Below are 16,795 nucleotides of genomic sequence, written 5' to 3'. Positions count from 1 at the left end.
CGCCGGTCGACTTGGGGCGGCCCGGCGTTCGGCCGGCAATGAGCGAGGTCCGCATCATCGGCGGCCAGTGGAAGCGTTCCAAGCTGCCGGTCGCCGACAGGCCGGGCCTGCGCCCGACGCCGGATCGCGTGCGCGAGACGCTGTTCAACTGGCTGGGCCAGGAACTGGACGGCTGGCGGGTGCTCGATGCCTTTGCCGGCAGCGGCGCCCTGGGCTTCGAGGCCGCCTCGCGCCATGCGGCCGAGGTCGCGCTGCTCGAGCGCGACGCGGCCCTGGCCAAGAGTCTGCAGGCCAGCGCCCAGCGCCTGAAGGCGCAGAACATCAGGATCGAGTGCGCCGACGCCCTGGCCTGGATGGCCCGCTCGGCGCCGGCGCGCTTCGAGCTGGTGCTGCTGGACCCGCCGTTCGCACAGGACCTGTTCCTCGCCGCCTTGGGCGCGGCCGTGCCGCTGCTGGTCGACGGCGGCCTGGTCTATCTGGAATCGCCGGAGCCCGTCGCCGCAGCGGCCGATTTGGGCCTCTTGCCCTGGAAGCAGGGCCGCGCCGGCGCCGTCCATTACCAGCTGCTGCGCAAGGGCGGAGCGCCGCGGGGATAATCGCGGCCATCATGACCTCCGCGACCGTTCTCACCGCCGTCTATCCCGGCACCTTCGACCCGATGACGCTGGGCCACGAAGACCTGATGCGCCGGGCCAGCCGCCTGTTCGAGCGACTGGTCATCGCGGTGGCGGCAGGCCACCACAAGCGCACGATGTTCACGATCGAGGAGCGCCTGGAAATCGCGCGCGAACTGGCCGCACCGTACCCGAATGTCGAGGTGATCGCCTTCCGCGGCCTCTTGCGCGACTTCGTCGTCGAGCATGACGGCAAGGTCGTCGTGCGCGGCCTGCGCGCGGTCAGCGACTTCGAGTACGAGTTCCAGATGGCCGGCATGAACCGCAAGCTGATGCCCGAGGTCGAGACGGTGTTCCTGACGCCCTCGGACCAGCACCAGTTCATCTCCAGCACCTTTGTTCGCGAGATCGCGACGCTGGGCGGCGATGTCTCGCAGTTCGTGTCGCCGTCGGTGCATCAACGGCTGACGGCGCGGATCGAGAAAGGGGCGTAGGACATGGCCCTGATGATCACCGACGAATGCATCAACTGCGATGTCTGCGAGCCCGAGTGCCCCAACAACGCGATCTCGATGGGCGAGGAGTTCTACCAGATCGCCCCGGACAAATGCACCGAATGCGTCGGCCATTTCGACGAGCCGCAATGCGTGCAGCTCTGCCCGGTGGCCTGCATCCCGGTCAACCCGGCCCATGTCGAAAGCCGCGAAACCTTGATGCAGAAATACCTGCGCCTGACCGCCGCCGCATGAGGACGTTGGCGCGGCGGCTGCTGCTCGCGCTGTGCTTGGCCGTCGTCTCGGCGGCCGTGGGCGCCCAGGAAACGAGCGAACCGTTCAAGCTGCAGCAGCTGGCGCCCGGCGTCTACGCGGTCATCGACCAGGGCGGACGCGCCGGCGCCAATGCCGGCATCGTCATCGGCAGCGAGGCGGTGGCTCTCGTCGACAGCCTGTACCGACCCGAGGCCAGCGTCGCCTTGCTGGCCGCCGTGCGCCGACTGACGCCGCTGCCGCTGCGCTATGTCCTGAACACCCACCACCATATCGACCATGTGGGCGGCAATGCGCTGCTGGCCGAGGCCGGTGCCGTCATCGTGGCGCAGCGCCGGGTGGCCGGCTGGATCCATGCCGAGAATCTGCGCCTGCTCGGTGGCGACAAGGCGACGCCGGCGCAGCGCGAGCGCGTGGCCGCGCTGCGCGCGCCGCAGCAACTGTTCGACGAGCGGCTGGAGCTGGACCTCGGCGGCGGCCGGCGCCTGCTGCTGCGCCATTGGCCCGGCCATACCGGCGGCGACACGGTCGTTACCGTGTCCGACGCCGGCGTCGTCTTCATGGGCGATCTGTTCTGGCGGCGTGCCGTCCCGAACCTGATCGACGCGCGCGTCGCCGACTGGATCGCCAGCTTGGGTGCCATCGCTGCCCAGCCCGGCGCCGTGCGGCGCTTTGTGCCCGGCCATGGCGAGGTCGGCGGGGCCGCCGAGCTGCTCGAGTTCCAGGCCTATCTGCAGGCCTTGTCGCGGCAGGCCGGGGCGGTGCTGGCCCAGGGCCTGGCCGCCGATGCCGCGCAGGCGGCGCTGCTGCAGCGGATGAGCGCCAGCCATGGCGACTGGGCCTATTTCAAGGGCCTGGGCGCCGCCAATGCGCGCGATATGCTGGCCGAGCGTCGCGGCGAGAAGCGGGTGCCTCCGGTTCAGAGTTCCCAGCAGGCGCCGTAGCGCGGCGGCGCCGGCCATTGCTCGGCCTCGGGCAAGGCCTGGCCCCGCTCCAGCCGCCAGCGCCGCGCCAGCATCCAGCCGCCATGGCCGACGACCAGCGCGCCGGGTTCGGCCCGCCAGCCGGCCGCACGGTCCAGCAGCTCGACCAGGCTCTCGCCGCCGCCGGGCCGGTGCGTGGCAAAGTCGGCGACCCAGGCGTCCAGCTGGGCCTTGTCGATGGCGCTCCAGGCCAGGCCGTCCCAGCGGCCGAAGTCCAATTCGGCCAGCGCCGGATCGATGCGGTGCTGCCAGCCCCAGTGCCGCAGCCAACGGCCGACGTCGGCGCAGCGTTGCAGCGGCGAGGTCCAGATCCGCCGCGGCAGCCGCTCGCGCCGGGCCACCTGCTGGATGCGCCGCGCCAGGCGCTTGGCGCGCCGCCAGTGCAGCGGCAGATCGCAGCCGGCGCCCACGCAAAGCCCCGCCGCGCCCTCGGGCCGCGGATGGCGCCAGACCCGCAAGGGCTCAGAAGACATCGAGCAGCGCCACGAAGCTCAGCAGCCCGGCCAGTTCGGCCAGCTGCTGGGTCGCGCCCAGGGTGTCGCCGGTATAGCCGCCCAGGCGCCGCTCGAGCCTGCCCTGCACCCAGAGCGTGACCCCGGCCGAGGCAAGCACGGCCGCGCAGAGGCTGGGCAGCAGCTCGGGCCGCAGCCAGGCGATCGCCGCGCCGATCAGCAGGCTCGAGGCCAGCGCGAAGGCCAGGGTGGCCTCGCTGGCCTGCGTCGCCAGCGGCTTGGCCTTGGCATGTTCGGCGTCGCCGGCATAGGGCAGCTGGTGCAACAGCCAGATCGGCGCCGCGCGCGAGCTGGCATGGCCCCAGACCAGGGCCAGCGCGGCCAGGCCACCGTCGGTCTCGGCCAGCGCCAGCAGGCAGGCCGCCTTCAGGCCCAGCATCAGGATCAGGCCCAGCGCGCCATAGCTGCCGATGCGCGAATCCTTCATGATGGCCAGCGCCTTCTCGCGCGAGACCGCGCCGCCGAGGCCGTCGCAGCTGTCGGCCCAGCCATCCTCGTGGAAGCCGCCGGTGATCCAGACGCCGGTGGCGATGGCGAGCCCCACCGCGATCGAGCTTGGCCAGATCCATTGCGCGGCCCACAGCACGAGGCCGCAGATGGCGCCGACCAAGAGGCCGACCAGGGGGAAGTAGCGCGCGCATTGCTGCAGCCAGGCCGGCTCGAAGCCGACCCAGGCCGGTATCGGGCAGCGGCTGAGGAACTGCAGGGCGATGAAGAAGAGGCGGACTTCGTGCCGGAGGACGGAAAGCATGGCCCGCACTCTAGCGCCCCGCGAGCAAGGGCTCGATCGGCCTGCGCCGGCGCGGCGCTTCGCTTAGTATGGCCCCGTCGTCCATTGCCGACATCCATGACCGCAGCAAGCATCCTCGCGCTGATTGCCGCCGGCCTCCTGCCGCTGGGGCTGCTGCTGTGGTTCTGGCTGCGCCAGCGTGCCGAACTGCAGCGCCTGCGTCAGCGCGAGGCGCGGCTGGCGATGGCGCTGGATGCCAGCGAGGCGGCGCTGTGGGAATGGCATATCGCCGAGCAGCGCATGGTGCTCAGCGAGCGCTATTTCGAGCAGCTCGGCTACCCGCCCGGCGATCACGAGGCGACGATAGAGCGCTGGCGCGCGCTCCTGCATCCCGACGATGCCGAGCGCGCCATCGGTCTGGCCCTGGAACATACGCGCGGCGACGAGCCCTCGCAGGGCATCTATGTCAACGAATACCGGATGCGCGACGCCCAGGGCCGCTGGCGCTGGATGCTGGCGCGCGGCCGCGTCACGCAGCGCGCGCCCGACGGTCGGCCCATCCTGATGGTCGGCACCCATATCGACATCGATGCGATGAAGCGCCAGCAGCGCAAGGCCCTGACCCTGCAGCAGCGCTTCCAGAACTTCTACAGCTCGACGCCCGATGCGGTCGTCATCGCGCGGCGCTCCGATGGCTGCTTTGTCGACGTCAATCCGAGCTATGTGGCGATGACCGGCCACACGCGCGAGGAGGCGCTGGGCCGCAACGGCGACGAGCTGGGCATGTGGGAGCCGCCCGAGCAGCGCGAGCAGCTGATCGCGCGTCTGCAGAGCACCGGCCAGGTCGACTCGATGCGCATGCACCTGCGCCACAAGGACGGCCGCGTGCTGACCGGCCTGATGTCGGCCCGGCCCATGGTCGAGGATGAGCAGCAGTACCTGCTCTACATCTTCCGCGACATCAGCGACTACGAGCAGCTGCGCGCGCAGGCCGACAGCGCGCGCGCCGAGCGGGCGGCGGCCGAGGCCGCCAGCCGCGCCAAGACCGAGTTCCTCTCGCGCATGAGCCATGAGCTGCGCACCCCGCTGAACGCGGTGCTCGGTTTTGCCCAGCTGCTGCAGGGTTCCGAGGGTCTGCGCGCGGCGCAGCGCGACCAGGTCGCCGCGATCGCCCAGGCCGGCTGGAATCTGCTGAACCTGATCAACGACGTGCTGGACATCGCCCGCATCGAGTCCGGCGAGATGCGGTTGCAGACCGGTCCGGTGGCGCTGCGCCCGCTGCTTGAGGAGGCGCTGCGCCAGCTGGCCGGCGAGGCGCAGGCGGCCGGCGTCGAGTTGCGGCCGGCCGTGGTGGGCGCCGAGTTCGAGCATTGGCTGGACGCCGACGCGCAGCGCCTGCGCCAGGCCCTGCTCAATGTGCTGGGCAATGCAATCCGCTACAACCGCCGCGGCGGCTGGGTGCGCATCGCCTGCCGGGTCGATCGCCAGGCCGGCCGGCTGCTGCTGCAGATCGCCGACAACGGCCTGGGCATGGATGGCGAGCAGCTGGCCCATCTGTTCGAGCCCTTCAACCGCCTGGGCCGCGAGCGCGAGGGCATAGTCGGCACCGGCATCGGCCTGGTGCTCAGCAAGCATCTGCTGGCGCTGATGGATGCCAGCCTGGAACTGCACAGCGAGGCGGGCCGCGGCACGACGGCGACGCTGGGCCTGCGCCTGGCCGATGCCAAGGCGGCCGCCGGTGCGCTGATGGCACAGGCGCTGCAGCAGTCGCGGCCCGCGGCCAATGCCCCGGCGGGCGGCGGCGCGCCGCTGTCCCTGCTCTATATCGAGGACAACGAGGTCAACCAGATCCTCGTCGCCGAGGCGCTGGCCGGCTGGCCCGGGCTGGCCGTGCACCTGGCCGAGACCGGCGGCGCCGGCCTGCGGCGGGCGACCGAGCTGCGGCCCGACCTGATCCTGCTGGACATGCGCCTGCCGGACATGGACGGCCTGCAGGTGCTGCGCGCGCTGAAGGCCGATGCGGCGCTGGGCGCGATCGCCGTCGTCGCGCTGTCGGCCAGCGCGATGCCGGACGAGATCGCCGAGGCGCGCGCGGCCGGCGCGCTCGACTACTGGACCAAGCCGCTGCAGCTGGACCGCTTCGTCAAGGATCTGCAGCGCCTGATGCTCAGCGCGGGCCGCTGACGCCGGCCGAGTCGAAGCTGGCCATCTCGGCCAGGATGCGGCAGGCCGATTGCAGCAGCGGCCAGGCCAGGGCCGCGCCCGAGCCCTCGCCCAGGCGCAGGCCCAGATCGAGCAGCGGCTCGGCGCCCAGGGCCGCCAGCATCGCGCGATGCGCGCGCTCGTTCGAGCAATGCGCGAACACGCAGCGCTCCAGCAGGGCCGGCCGCAGCCGCGCGGCGACCAGCACGGCGGCGCTGCTGATGAAGCCGTCGACGACGATCACGCGCCGCTCCAGCGCCGCCTGCAGCACGGCGCCGACCATCATCGCGATCTCGAAGCCGCCGAAGGCCGCCAGCGCGTCCAGCGGCTCGACGGCATGTTCATGCAGGCGCAGCACGCCGGCCAGGATCGCGGTCTTGCGCTGGAGTTGGGCGTCGTCAAGACCTGTCCCCCGGCCGGTGCACTGCCCGATCTCGATGCCGGCCAGCCGGGCGAGCAGCAGCGCCGCCGCCGAGGTATTGCCGATGCCCATCTCGCCGAGCAGCAGCGCATTGCCGGGGCGCTGGCCGACAATCTCGCGGCCGCGCGCGATCGCCTGCGTGCATTGGGCGGCGCTCATGGCCGGGCCGCCGGCGCTGTCGGCCGTGCCCGGCGCGATCTTGGCGACGACGAGGCCCGGGCGCGGCGCGAAGTCGTGCGCGACGCCGGCATCGACGACCGTCAGCGCCAACCCATGCTGGCGCGCCAGCACGCTGACCGCCGCGCCGCCGGCCAGGAAGTTCTCGACCATCTGCCAGCTGACGTCGCTGGGATAGGCCGAGACGCCGCGCGCGGCGAGGCCGTGGTCGCCAGCGAAGACGATCAGCTGCGGCTCGACCAGGCAGGGCGCCTCGCTGCCCAGGATCAGGCCTAGACGCAGCATCAGCGCCTCCAGCCGGCCCAGCGAGCCCAGCGGCTTGGTCTTCTGGTCGATGCGCCGCTGCAGCGCGGCGGCCAGGGCCGGGTCTTGCAGCGAGGGAAGGTCGGGGATCAGGGGGTTCGTCATGCAATCAGGCGCTGCAGCGCGCCGGTTTCGAAGTGTTGATCGATGTAGTCGGCCAGGCCGTCGAAGACGGCGTCCAGGCTGCGCACCGTCTGGCCGAACAGGGCCTGCAGCACGGCCGGCTGCTCAAACAGGCCATGGGCGTACAGGCCCAGCACAGGGCCCTGCTGCCAGCCTATCGCCTCGCCGGCATCGGCGCTGCGCAGGGCGACGGCAGCCGGCGCCATGGCCGGATGCTGGGCCGTGCGGCCATGGTGGATCTCGTAGCCGCGGGCCCGCACGCCGGCCAGCCGCTGCCAGGGCGCGGCCAGGTCGGCCTCGAAGCCGAACTCGGCGGGGCGCAGCAGCTTGTCGCGCTCGAACTGGGTCACCAGGGGCAAGAGGCCCAGGCCCGGCGCATTGCCGTCGAGTTCATGAGGATCGATCAGGCTCTCGCCCAGCATCTGCAGGCCGCCGCAGATGCCCAGCAGCGGCTTGGCCGCGGCCGCATGGCGGGCGATCTCCAGATCGAGCTTGTGCGCGCGCAGCCAGGCCAGATCGGCGGCCACCGCCTTGGAGCCGGGCAGGATGATCCAGTCGGCCGCCTGCAGCTGGGCCGGCTCGCGCGCCCAGACGAGCCGTACGCCCGGCAGACCGCGCAGCGGCTGGAACTCGTCCAGGTTGGACAGGCGCGGGTAGGCGACGATGGCGATGGTCAGGCCGGTGCCCGTCGGTGCATCGTCGAAGACGCCGTCCTCTTCGGGCAGGCCATGGCCGCGCCACATCGGCAGCACGGCCACGGTCGGCACGCCGGTCAGCTGCTGCAGCTGCTCGGGGCCGGGCGCCAGCAGCGCCGCATCGCCGCGGAAGCGGTTCAGCACGAAGCCCTTGATCAGCGCGCGCTCGTTCGCCGGCAGCAGCTGATGCGTGCCGTAGAGATGGGCAAAGGCGCCGCCGCGATCGATGTCGGTGACCAGCAGGCAGGCGGCCTGGACCTCCAGCGCGCAGCGCATATTGACGTAGTCGCTGGCATGCAGATTGATCTCGGCCGGCGAGCCGGCTCCCTCGATGACGACCACCTCGTTTTCGGCCATCAGCTCGCGCAGCGCCGCCCGTGCAACGGGCCAGAGCTTCTCGCTGCGCTGCCGCCAGGGCATGGCGCCCAGCTCGGCGCTGACCTCGCCCATCAGCACGACCTGGCTGCGGGTATCGGCCTCGGGCTTCAAGAGCACCGGGTTGTGGCGGACCTCGGGCTGGCAGCGCGCGGCCAGGGCCTGGAAATACTGGGCCGAGCCGATCTCGCCCATGAGCAGACCGGGGCCAGGTACCACTCGGGCGTTGTTGCTCATGTTCTGCGCCTTGAAGGGCGCCACCTTCAGGCCCTGTCGCGCATACCAGCGGCACAGCGCCGTCGCGAGCCAGCTTTTTCCCGCAGCGCTGGTCGTGCCCAGCACCATCACCGCCTTGGCCGTCATCTTGTCCTCAATGCCTTGATCAATGCTTGTTGCGAAGCCGGCGGCAGGGTCGCGATGCGGACCCAGCTCGGCAGGCCGAACGATGCGGCATCGCGCAGCTTGATGCCGTGCCGTTCCCGCAGCGGCGGCAGGGGCTTGCCGGGCCGCGCCAGCCAGAAAGGCGTGCAGCTGTCCTGCTTGTCGCCTTGCTGCCAGCCAAGCTCCGCCAGCAGCGAGCGCTGCTGCGCCTTCCATTGCCGCAGCTGCGCGCGCGAGTCGGCCAGCCAGGCCTGCGTGTCCTCGTCCTGCCAATGGCTCAGCATCGCCACGCCCTCGGCCGACAGCAGCCAGCTGGCGGCCAGCGATTGGATTGTTTCGCGCAGTGCCTCGTCCGCGGCCGGCGCGATCAGATAGGCGGCGCGCACGCCGCAAAGCCCCAGTGCCTTGTTCGGGCAGACCAGCCGCCAGCAATGCGCCGGCAGCGCCGGTGCCTCGCCCTGCAGGCACAGCGGCGCATAGGCCAGGTCGACGGCGACGATGCTGCCGGCGGGCCCGGCCAGCGCAGCCAGATCGGCCCGGCTGCCGCCGCAGGGGTTGTTGGGCTCGCAGGCCCAGATCAGCGCGGGCCGTTCGGGCCGGGGCAGCTCGTCGGCGCGATAGCCGCGGACCTCCATGCCCAGCGCCCCGGCGGCGGTCGCATAGTCGCCAAAGCCCGGCCGCGGCACCCAGACCTCGCCGATGCCGCGCAGCCTGGCCGCCAGGCTGAGGCGCCGTATCGCCTCGGCGCCGCCGGCGGCCGGCAGGATGCGGTCCGGCTCGACGCCGTGCGCCGCGGCCAGGGTGTCGCACAGGGCCAGGTATTGCGGGTCCGGATAGCGGCGCCGATCGGCGTCCAGCACCGCTCGCCACAGGCGCGGCGGCGGGCCCAGCGGATTGGCATTGCTGGAGAAGTCGTGGACGATCGCCGGCCCGCTGTCGGTGCCGCCATGCAGTGCGCTATTCACAAACCACCTCCACGCAGCGCCCAGGCGGCCAGGGCCAGCCAGCCGGCGCTGGCCAGCAGCGCCCGCAGCGCCAGCGCGTGGGCGCGCGCGATCTGCGCGGCCTGCACTTGGGCGCCGCCGGTGTTGAGCGCGTAGACGCCCGGCTTGGCCAGCCGCACACCGAGGCGCAGCGCCATGGCCGCCATCGGCCAGCCGCTGTTCGGCGAGGGCGTGCGCCGGGCCTCGCGCACGAGCGGCGCCAAGAGGCGCGGCCGCAGGCCCAGCAGGGCCAGTGCGGTGATGCGCGCCGGAATCCAGGACAGCAGATCGTCGGCGCGTGCGGCGAACTTGCCGGCCCATTCCCAGCGGCCGCGATAGCCCCACATCGCATCGGCGGTGTTTGCAAAGCGGTACAGCGCGGCGCCGGGCAGGCCGGCGATCGCGAACCAGCACAGCGGCGCGACGACCGAGTCGTTGAGGTTCTCGGCCAGGGTCTCGATTGCCGCCTCGCGCAGCGCCGTCTCGTCCAGCGCGGCCGTGTCGCGGCTGACCAGGCGGGCCAGCTGTGCGCGGCCCTGCTCCAGCGACAGCGCCAGCCGCGCTTCGACCGCCAGCACCTCGTCCGCGAGCATGCGCCAGGCCAGCAGCGGTTTCAGCAGCAGGCCCAGCAGCGCCGCGCAGCCGAGCAGGGCGGCCGGCGAAGCCCAGGGCTGCAGGCCGGCGATCAGCGCGATCTCCAGCGCCAGGGCCAGCGCGACGGTGAGGAGTGCGCCGAGCAGCCAGGCCAGCGCGCCGCCGAGCAGGGCCGCCGACGGCGGCAGCGCGAGCAGGCGCTGTCCCAGCGCATCGAGATAGCGGCCGATCGCGACGACCGGATGTGCCCAGCGCGGCGGCTCGCCGAACAGGCGGTCGATCAGCAGGGCCAACAGCATGGCCAGCGGCGGCAGCAGGGCCATCATCACCATCAGCCGGTTAGCGGCAGCGCCAGCCATTGGCCCGGCTCGATCTCGAGCATGCGCAACCGCTGATCGAAGACCTGCTGCAGCGCCGCATGCGTGGCCGGATCCTGGGGGCGGCCGCGGTGCAGCACCCGGCCGCCGGCCATCACCAGCAGCCAGTCGGCCCGCAGCGCGATATTGAGCTCGTGCAGCACGCTGACGACGCTGCCGCCGGCGGCCACCGACTGGCGCACGATGGCGATCCAGTCGGCCTGGTGCGGCGGGTCCAGATGCGCCAGCGGCTCGTCCATCATCAGCAGCTCGGCGCGCACCGCCAGCGCGCGCGCCAGCAGCACGCGCTGGCGCTCGCCGCCGGACAGGGTGGCCAGGCGGCGCTCGCGCCAGTCCCAGCTCTGCGTCTGCTGCATCGCGGCGCGCACGCAGTCGAGGTCCTGCGCGCTGGGCGGGGCCAGCCAGGCCTGGTGCGGCAGCCGGCCCAGCATCACCACGTCCTGCGCCCGCAGATCGTCGGCGCCGCCCTCGTTCTGGCCCAGCCAGGCCAGCTTGCGGGCGCGCTCCCGGGCCGGCCAGGCGGGTAGCGGCCGGCCCTCCAGCAAGACCTGGCCCTCGATCGCGATCAGGCCGGCCAGCGCGCGCAGCAGGGTCGACTTGCCGGCGCCGTTGGGGCCGACGATGGCGGTCCAGCGGCCGGCCGGCAGCTCCAGTGCTATGTCCTGCAGCACCGGCCGGCCCTGCAGCCGCACGCGCTGCAGCGAGGCGCTCAGCAAGGCGGCGCCGCTCATGCCGCCCCCGTGCGCCGGTGCATCAGCGCCAGCAGATAGACGCCGCCGAGCACGGCCGTCACGATGCCCACCGGCAGCTCCTGCGGCGCGACCAGCCAGCGCGAGGCGACGTCGGCGGCCAGCAGCAGCACGCCGCCGGCGCAGGCCGACAGCGCCAGCAGCCAGCCATGGGTGCTCGCGCATTGGCGGCGCACCAGATGCGGGGCGACCAGGCCGACGAAGGCGATCATGCCGGCCTGGGCGACCGCGGTGCCGGTGGCCAGCGCGAAGGCGCCCAGCAGCGCCACGCGCAGCCGGCCCAGGCGCAGACCCAGCGAGGCGGCGGTCGCCTCGCCCAGGCTCAGTGCGTCGAGCGCGCGCGCGCCGCCCAGCGCGATCAGCAGCGCGATCAGCAGGGCCGCCGCCATCAGCGCGACGCTGCTCCAGCCCAGCAGGCCGGTGGTGCCGAGGATGAAGGCCTGCATCGCGCGCATGATGTCGGGCGCGAGCAGCATCAGCAGCTGGGTCAGCGCGGTCAGCACGACGCCGACGACGACGCCGGCCAACAGCAGGCGCAGGCCCTGCTCGGCGCCGCGCGCCAGCGCCAGGGTCAGCAGCACGCCGGCCAGGGTGCCGATGAAGGCGGCACCGCTGAGGCCCAGGCGCTGCAGCCAGAAGGGGTCGCCGACCGCGCTGCCGCTGGCGACCAGGGCGATCGCCACGGCCAGGCCGGCGCCGGAGGCGCTGCCCAGCAGATAGGGATCGGCCAGCGGATTGCGGAACAGGCCCTGGGCCACCGCGCCGGCCAGGCCCAGCAGCGCGCCGGCGCACCAGGCGCCCAGCGAGCGCGGCAGGCGGATCTCGAGCAGGATCTGCCGGGCCAGCGCGGCATCGCCGGCGCCCCAGTCGAAGCCGCTGCTGCCGACGGCCAGGCCCAGCAGCAGCAAGGCCAGGCTCAGGGCCAGCAGCAGCACCAGCAGCTTAGCGGGACGGCGCATCACCGCGGGGTGCCGCTCTTGTCGCCGCCGCCGCTGTGCTCGCGCAGGCAGCGCGCCATGATCTGCGCCGCTTCGGCCAGGCGCGGGCCCGGCCGCACCAGCACATCGCCCTCTTCGCGGCTGAAGACGCAGATCTGCTGCCGGCGCACGGCGCTGATGCGCTCCCAGCCGGGGCGGGCGGTGATGCCCTCGGCATCGCGCGAGCCGACCATGATCACGTCCGGGTTCGCGCGCACGACGAACTCGGGGTTGATCTTGGGGAAGGGGCCCATGCTGGCCGGGATGATATTGCGCGCGCCGAGCCGCGCGATGATCTCGCCGATGAAGGAGCTTTCGCCGGCGCCATAGGGGCCGCTGGCGACCTCGTAGTAGACGCGCGCCGAGCGCGCCGCCGGGGGCAGGCTTTGCGCGGCCGCGCCGACGCCGGCCTCAATGCCGCGCCACAGCCGATCGGTGTCCTGCACGGCCAGCAGCTGCGCCGTCTTGCCGAGCACGCGCCGCACATCGGCGTAGGACTTCGATTCCAGCGTGACGACCTTGAGGCCCAGCGCCTGCAGGCGCTCGGCCATGCGCGAGGACGGCGAGACCAGCACGACATCGGGCCGCAGGGCGACGATGGTCTCGATATTGCTGTCGTCAATGCCGCCGAGCTTGGGCAGGGCCGCGACCTGCGGCGGGTGGTTCGAATAGCGGTCAACGCCGACCAGGCGGGCGCAGGCGCCCAGCGCGCAGACGGTCTCGGTCAGCGAGGGCACCATGCTGACGATGCGCTGCGGCGGCGCGCTCCATTCGCTGACATGGCCGGCGTCGTCCTTCAGCTGGTAGGCGCCGGCCGGCTGGGCCAGGCCGCCGAGAAGGGCGAGGAGGGGCAGCGCTGCCTTCATGGAACGGAAGAAATAGACCTTATTCGACATCGCGGCTCCAGGCCTGGCCGGCCACCATCAGGGTCAGCTGCCGGCAGCGTTCGGCGACCGACTGGTTCAGCCGGCCCAGTTCGTCGACATAGAAGCGCGCCTCGGCCGTGATCGGCGAGACGCCCCAGCCGACCTCGTTCGAGATGATCACGAGCGGCGAGGCCAGCGTCGGCAGCGCATCGAGCAAGGCCTGGCACTCGTGCCGCCAGCCAGCCAGATCGGGTATGCCGTTCATCGGCATCAGCCAGTTGGTAAGCCACAGCGTCAGGCAGTCGACGACGATCAGGCGCTCGGGCGCGGCGATGGCGCGCAGCGCCTCGCTCAGGGCCAGCGGCGCCTCGACCGTGTCGAAGCCGGCGGGGCGCTGGCGGCGGTGATGGGCGATGCGCTCGCGCATCTCCTCGTCCAGCGCCAGCGCCGTGGCCAGCACCGTGACGCGGCGGCCGGGCGCCTCGGCGAGCCAGGCCTGCGCGAGCCGCTCGGCATGGCGCGACTTGCCGCTGCGCTGGCCGCCGACGATCAAACGGTGCTGTGCCATCCGCGAGCCCCTCAGAACGACGGCGAGTAGCGCAGGCCCAGCATCACCGTGCGCGGTGCCTGGGCAAAGCCGGTGGCCGTGTAGTACTCGCGGTCGAAGGCGTTGTCCAGGTTCAGCTGCAGGCGCAGCTGCTTGCTCACGGCCCATTGCACATCGAAGTTGAACAGCGCATAGCCGGCCAGCGCGCGGGTATTGGCCGCGTTATCCCAGCGCTGGCCGGAGGCCTGCATGGTGCCGCCCAGATGCCACTCGCCCAGGCTGGTCTCGGCCCGCAGGGTGCCGAAGCTCTTGGCGCGGCGGGCCAGCTGCTTGCCGGTCATCTCGTCCTTGGGCGACTGCAGATCGACGGTGGCCGTCAGGCGCAGGCCGGACAGCGTCGTGCCGGCCGCCAGATTGACGCCCTGCAGCCTGGCCTTGGCCACGTTCTCGTAGCAGCCGAAGCTGCTGTTGCAGCTGCCGGCCGCGCCGAAGACGATCAGGTCCTCGATGCGGTTGCGGTAGGCGCTGGCGCTGATGTCGAAGCCTTGCGCATCGAAGCGCAGGCCGATCTCGGCATTGCGGCCGCGCTCCGGATCCAGCGCCTGGACGCCGGGCTTGCTGAGGTCGGGGCCGTAGATGCTGCCGCGCTGGTACAGCGTCGGTGCGCGGAAGGCGTTGCCGAAGGACGCGTAGAGGCGCAGGCCCTCCTGCAGCTTGAAGCCGCCGGCGATGGTGCCGGTATCGATGCCGCCGAACTGGCTGTCGTCGTCGTGACGGCCGTTCAGCTGCAGATCGAAGCGCTCGGCCTTGTAGAGCCAGCCCAGGCCGATCGCGTTTTCGTCGCGCTTGTCCTTGCCGGTCCTCAGGCCGCTGTTCTCCAGCGAGTCCTCGCGGCGCTCCAGCAGCAGGCTCAGCTGCTGCTCGCGGCTGAGCTGGTAGTAGCCGAACAGCGAGACATTGCGGATCTCGGTGTCGGTCAGATAGGGGAAGGGGGCCGGATCGTTGAAGGCCTTGGTCTCGTAGCGGTCGCGGCTGGCGCCGGCGCTCAGCTCGGTGCGCAGCGCCTCGCTCCAGCGCGCGTTCCAGGCCAGGCGCAGGGCGCGGTTGTCCTGGATCGAATGGTCGTCGACCTGGGGCTTGCTGCTGTCGCCGTCGTACTGGCCGTCGACATGCGCGGCCAGCGCGACCAGTTCCAGTCGCTGGCCCTCGGCCAGATTGGCACCCAGGCGCAGGCTGGCGTTGTGGTTCTTCCAGCCGTCGCTGTCGGGGACGTAGGAGAAAGTGCTGGCCGGCGTGGTCGCATTGAAACCGTCGCTGCGCTCGCCGGCCAGGCCGATCGCATAGTCGAACTGCTTGCTGCCGCCGGCGATGGAGGCGTCGAGCTTGTAGCTCTGCAGATTGCCGACGCTGGCACCCAGGTCCAGCTTGGTCTGGCCGTCGCCGCCCTTGCGGGTGAAGATCTGCACGACGCCGCCGATCGCGTCGGAGCCGTAGATCGCGCTGGCCGGGCCCTTGAGGATCTCCACGCGTTCGATCTGCGCCAGCGGGATGGCCTGCCAGGACGCGCCGCCGGTCGATTGCGAGTCGATGCGCACGCCGTCCAGCAGCACCAGGGTATGGCGGTTGTCGGCGCCGCGCAGGAACAGAGAGGTCGTGCCGGCCGGGCCGCCGTTGCGGACCATTTCGGCGCTGCCCTGGTTGCGCAAGAGGTCGGCGACGGTGCCGAAGGACTGGCGCTCGATCTGCTCGCGGTTGATCACGGTGAGGTCGGCCAGCACATCGCCCAGGCGCTGCGGTGTGCGGCTGGCGGTGACGACCACCTGGTCGAGACGGTTGTTGCCCGAGGGCTGTGCCGCGGCGGGCAGGGCGATGGACAGGGCCGCGCAGGCGAGCGCGATCGGGCTGGCGACATGAAAGACGCGAGCGGCACGGGTGGTGCGAGAGATCATGGATGGAACGATGGAAACGACCCAGGCGCCAGCCTCCCCGCTGGTGCCTGTGAACAACGGGCGCTGGAGAGCCCGTCAACGCGTTGGCCGGTATCCGGGCTTGTGGAGCCAGTCCTGAGTCCTTCCCAGCGCGCAAGAGCAGCGCCAGTGGAGCGAGTACAGGAGTTGAAGCCGATCGATAGGCTTCGTCCACTTACCGTTGCGGGGACAGCTCAGGTTAGATCAGCCTCGGCGAGGCGCGCCCTCCTGATTCCCGTTTAACTGCGCGGACATGAATGTCCGCACGAGCACCAACGGGCGTGATTCTAGCCGCCGCTCGGCTTGGGCTGCGGCTTGGGCGGCTTGATCGGCTTCAGCGGCCGGCCGGGCTTGTCCGGCTCGTTCAGTGTGTGGATGGGCGCCGGGGCGCTGGCGGGCAGATTCCGGCCATCGATGCCGGTGGCGGCATCGGCACGCTTGCGCGTCTCCTCGGCCTCGCGCTGCTTGCGCTGCTGCTCCATCTGGCCGGCGCGCTTGGCCTCGGCGGCGGCCTGGCTCCTGGCCGCCTTCGCGTCGGCCGCGCTCGGCTGCTGGTACTCGATCTGCTGGGCCGCCCCGCTGGCCTTGGCGCTGCCGGGGCAGGGCGAGTCGCGCAGATCGCGGCCGTCGGGGCCGCAGCGATAGATGGTCGCCGAGCGCGTCTGCGTCTGGGCGATCGCGCCGCCGGCCAGGGCCATGGCCAGCGCGCAGACAAGGACGCGGTCGGAGAGGATCATCGTGCTTCGCCTTCCTTGCTGGCTGCCGGCAACTGCTCGGGCCGCGGCGGCTTGGGCCGCGGCGGCTTCGCGTGGATCTTCATCATCGCCCGGTCCATCTGGCCGGACAGCATCAGCTCGACCGCATCCAGCGATTTGGCGATGCAATCCTCGATCAGCTGGCGCTCGGCCAGCGGCGGCTTGCGCAGCACATAGCTGGCGACCTCGGTCTTGATGCCCGGATGGCCGATGCCCAGGCGCAGGCGCCAGAAATTGGCCGAGCCGAGCTGGGCCTGCATGTCCTTCAGGCCGTTGTGCCCGCCATTGCCGCCGCCTTGCTTGAACTTCATCTGGCCCGGGTCCAGATCGAGCTCGTCGTGGATCGCCAGGATCTGCTCCGGCGCGATCTTGAAGAAGCGCGCCAGCGCCGCCACCGACTTGCCGGACAGGTTCATATAGGTCATCGGCTGCAGCAGCCAGATCGGGCCGTCGGCGCCGCGCGCATTGCTGACCCGCGCCGCCAGGCCGTGATAGCCGCGCTCCACCTGCAGCGTCGTGCCGAGCTTGCGCGCCAGCGCATCGATCCACCAGAAGCCGGCGTTGTGGCGCGTGTCCTCGTATTCGGGGCCCGGATTGCCCAGGCCAACAAAGAGTCGAATCATGAGGGCGATTATCGGTGGCGAGACGAAATGAAAAAGGCCCCGCAGAGCGGGGCCTTCGCTGGGCTGAAGAGCCG

18 protein-coding genes and 1 riboswitch are annotated in these 16,795 nt (G+C 71.7%); of the genes, 5 read left to right on the top strand and 13 right to left on the bottom strand.

Annotation, left to right across the window (positions count from 1 at the left end; translation table 11 throughout):
* Window positions 1-38 precede the first annotated feature (38 nt).
* Genes rsmD through QWJ38_RS19090 form a run of 4 tightly spaced genes read left to right on the top strand, consistent with a single transcriptional unit; the run spans window position 39 to window position 2,325 of the window.
* Window positions 39-596 (top strand): 16S rRNA (guanine(966)-N(2))-methyltransferase RsmD, encoded by a 558-nt coding sequence (rsmD, locus tag QWJ38_RS19105; RefSeq protein WP_290360708.1) that lies wholly within the window; start codon window positions 39-41, stop codon window positions 594-596.
* An 11-nt stretch (window positions 597-607) separates the two neighbouring features.
* On the top strand, window positions 608-1,108 hold the full coding sequence (gene coaD, locus QWJ38_RS19100; RefSeq protein ID WP_290360707.1) for a pantetheine-phosphate adenylyltransferase: 501 nt from the start codon (window positions 608-610) through the stop codon (window positions 1,106-1,108).
* A gap of 3 nt (window positions 1,109-1,111) precedes the next feature.
* On the top strand, window positions 1,112-1,363 hold the full coding sequence (locus QWJ38_RS19095; RefSeq protein WP_290360706.1) for a YfhL family 4Fe-4S dicluster ferredoxin: 252 nt from the start codon (window positions 1,112-1,114) through the stop codon (window positions 1,361-1,363).
* Entirely contained in the window at window positions 1,360-2,325 is a 966-nt protein-coding gene (locus QWJ38_RS19090) for an MBL fold metallo-hydrolase (protein ID WP_290360705.1), read from the top strand. Before QWJ38_RS19095 ends, QWJ38_RS19090 begins: the two co-directional genes overlap by 4 nt.
* On the opposite strand, the gene QWJ38_RS19085 is transcribed toward QWJ38_RS19090, so the two are convergent.
* Together QWJ38_RS19085 and QWJ38_RS19080 are read right to left on the bottom strand one after the other, a co-directional pair.
* On the bottom strand, window positions 2,301-2,837 hold the full coding sequence (locus tag QWJ38_RS19085; protein ID WP_290360704.1) for a histidine phosphatase family protein: 537 nt from the start codon (window positions 2,835-2,837) through the stop codon (window positions 2,301-2,303). The genes QWJ38_RS19090 and QWJ38_RS19085 overlap by 25 nt on opposite strands.
* Window positions 2,827-3,627, bottom strand: a complete 801-nt coding sequence (locus QWJ38_RS19080) for an adenosylcobinamide-GDP ribazoletransferase (RefSeq protein WP_290360703.1) — start codon at window positions 3,625-3,627, stop codon at window positions 2,827-2,829. The genes QWJ38_RS19085 and QWJ38_RS19080 overlap by 11 nt, the downstream gene beginning before the upstream one ends.
* Before the next feature lie 96 nt (window positions 3,628-3,723).
* Here QWJ38_RS19080 and QWJ38_RS19075 point away from each other — a divergent pair, with 96 nt between their 5' ends.
* Complete coding sequence (locus tag QWJ38_RS19075) at window positions 3,724-5,790, top strand: PAS domain S-box protein (protein ID WP_290360702.1); 2,067 nt, start codon at window positions 3,724-3,726, stop codon at window positions 5,788-5,790.
* On the opposite strand, the gene cobT is transcribed toward QWJ38_RS19075, so the two are convergent.
* The 11 genes from cobT to pth form a co-directional block, all read right to left on the bottom strand.
* Window positions 5,774-6,814 (bottom strand): nicotinate-nucleotide--dimethylbenzimidazole phosphoribosyltransferase, encoded by a 1,041-nt coding sequence (gene cobT / locus QWJ38_RS19070; RefSeq protein ID WP_290360701.1) that lies wholly within the window; start codon window positions 6,812-6,814, stop codon window positions 5,774-5,776. The genes QWJ38_RS19075 and cobT overlap by 17 nt on opposite strands.
* A complete protein-coding gene (locus QWJ38_RS19065) occupies window positions 6,811-8,265 on the bottom strand; it encodes a cobyric acid synthase (protein ID WP_290360700.1) in 1,455 nt (484 codons plus the stop codon). Before QWJ38_RS19065 ends, cobT begins: the two co-directional genes overlap by 4 nt.
* Window positions 8,262-9,248: a pyridoxal phosphate-dependent aminotransferase gene (locus QWJ38_RS19060; RefSeq protein WP_290360699.1), complete on the bottom strand. Its 987-nt coding sequence runs from the start codon at window positions 9,246-9,248 to the stop codon at window positions 8,262-8,264. The genes QWJ38_RS19065 and QWJ38_RS19060 overlap by 4 nt, the downstream gene beginning before the upstream one ends.
* Entirely contained in the window at window positions 9,245-10,219 is a 975-nt protein-coding gene (cbiB, locus tag QWJ38_RS19055) for an adenosylcobinamide-phosphate synthase CbiB (protein ID WP_290360698.1), read from the bottom strand. The genes QWJ38_RS19060 and cbiB overlap by 4 nt, the downstream gene beginning before the upstream one ends.
* Complete coding sequence (locus tag QWJ38_RS19050; protein WP_290360697.1) at window positions 10,192-10,968, bottom strand: ABC transporter ATP-binding protein; 777 nt, start codon at window positions 10,966-10,968, stop codon at window positions 10,192-10,194. The genes cbiB and QWJ38_RS19050 overlap by 28 nt, the downstream gene beginning before the upstream one ends.
* The gene (locus tag QWJ38_RS19045) at window positions 10,965-11,945 is read right to left on the bottom strand and encodes a FecCD family ABC transporter permease (protein WP_290360696.1); all 981 of its coding nucleotides are present in this window, start codon (window positions 11,943-11,945) and stop codon (window positions 10,965-10,967) included. The genes QWJ38_RS19050 and QWJ38_RS19045 overlap by 4 nt, the downstream gene beginning before the upstream one ends.
* On the bottom strand, window positions 11,945-12,859 hold the full coding sequence (locus QWJ38_RS19040) for an ABC transporter substrate-binding protein (RefSeq protein ID WP_290360695.1): 915 nt from the start codon (window positions 12,857-12,859) through the stop codon (window positions 11,945-11,947). Before QWJ38_RS19040 ends, QWJ38_RS19045 begins: the two co-directional genes overlap by 1 nt.
* The gene (cobU, locus tag QWJ38_RS19035; RefSeq protein WP_290360694.1) at window positions 12,849-13,397 is read right to left on the bottom strand and encodes a bifunctional adenosylcobinamide kinase/adenosylcobinamide-phosphate guanylyltransferase; all 549 of its coding nucleotides are present in this window, start codon (window positions 13,395-13,397) and stop codon (window positions 12,849-12,851) included. The genes QWJ38_RS19040 and cobU overlap by 11 nt, the downstream gene beginning before the upstream one ends.
* An 11-nt stretch (window positions 13,398-13,408) precedes the next feature.
* Window positions 13,409-15,325 (bottom strand): TonB-dependent receptor plug domain-containing protein, encoded by a 1,917-nt coding sequence (locus tag QWJ38_RS19030; protein WP_290360693.1) that lies wholly within the window; start codon window positions 15,323-15,325, stop codon window positions 13,409-13,411.
* A 68-nt stretch (window positions 15,326-15,393) separates the two neighbouring features.
* Window positions 15,394-15,635, bottom strand: a riboswitch (cobalamin riboswitch).
* Window positions 15,631-16,080 carry a hypothetical protein gene (locus tag QWJ38_RS19025; protein ID WP_290360692.1) on the bottom strand — a complete coding sequence of 150 codons (450 nt, stop codon included), beginning with the start codon at window positions 16,078-16,080 and terminating at the stop codon, window positions 15,631-15,633. (Overlaps the previous riboswitch by 5 nt.)
* Entirely contained in the window at window positions 16,077-16,721 is a 645-nt protein-coding gene (gene pth, locus QWJ38_RS19020) for an aminoacyl-tRNA hydrolase (protein ID WP_290360691.1), read from the bottom strand. Before pth ends, QWJ38_RS19025 begins: the two co-directional genes overlap by 4 nt.
* Between the last annotated feature and the right edge of the window lie 74 nt (window positions 16,722-16,795).

This window comes from Roseateles violae (genome assembly GCF_030410485.1).
Taxonomy (GTDB): Bacteria; Pseudomonadota; Gammaproteobacteria; order Burkholderiales; family Burkholderiaceae_C; genus Roseateles_D; species Roseateles_D violae.
Note: the sequence above shows the minus strand (reverse complement) of the source record. Positions and strands in the feature narration are given on the sequence as shown.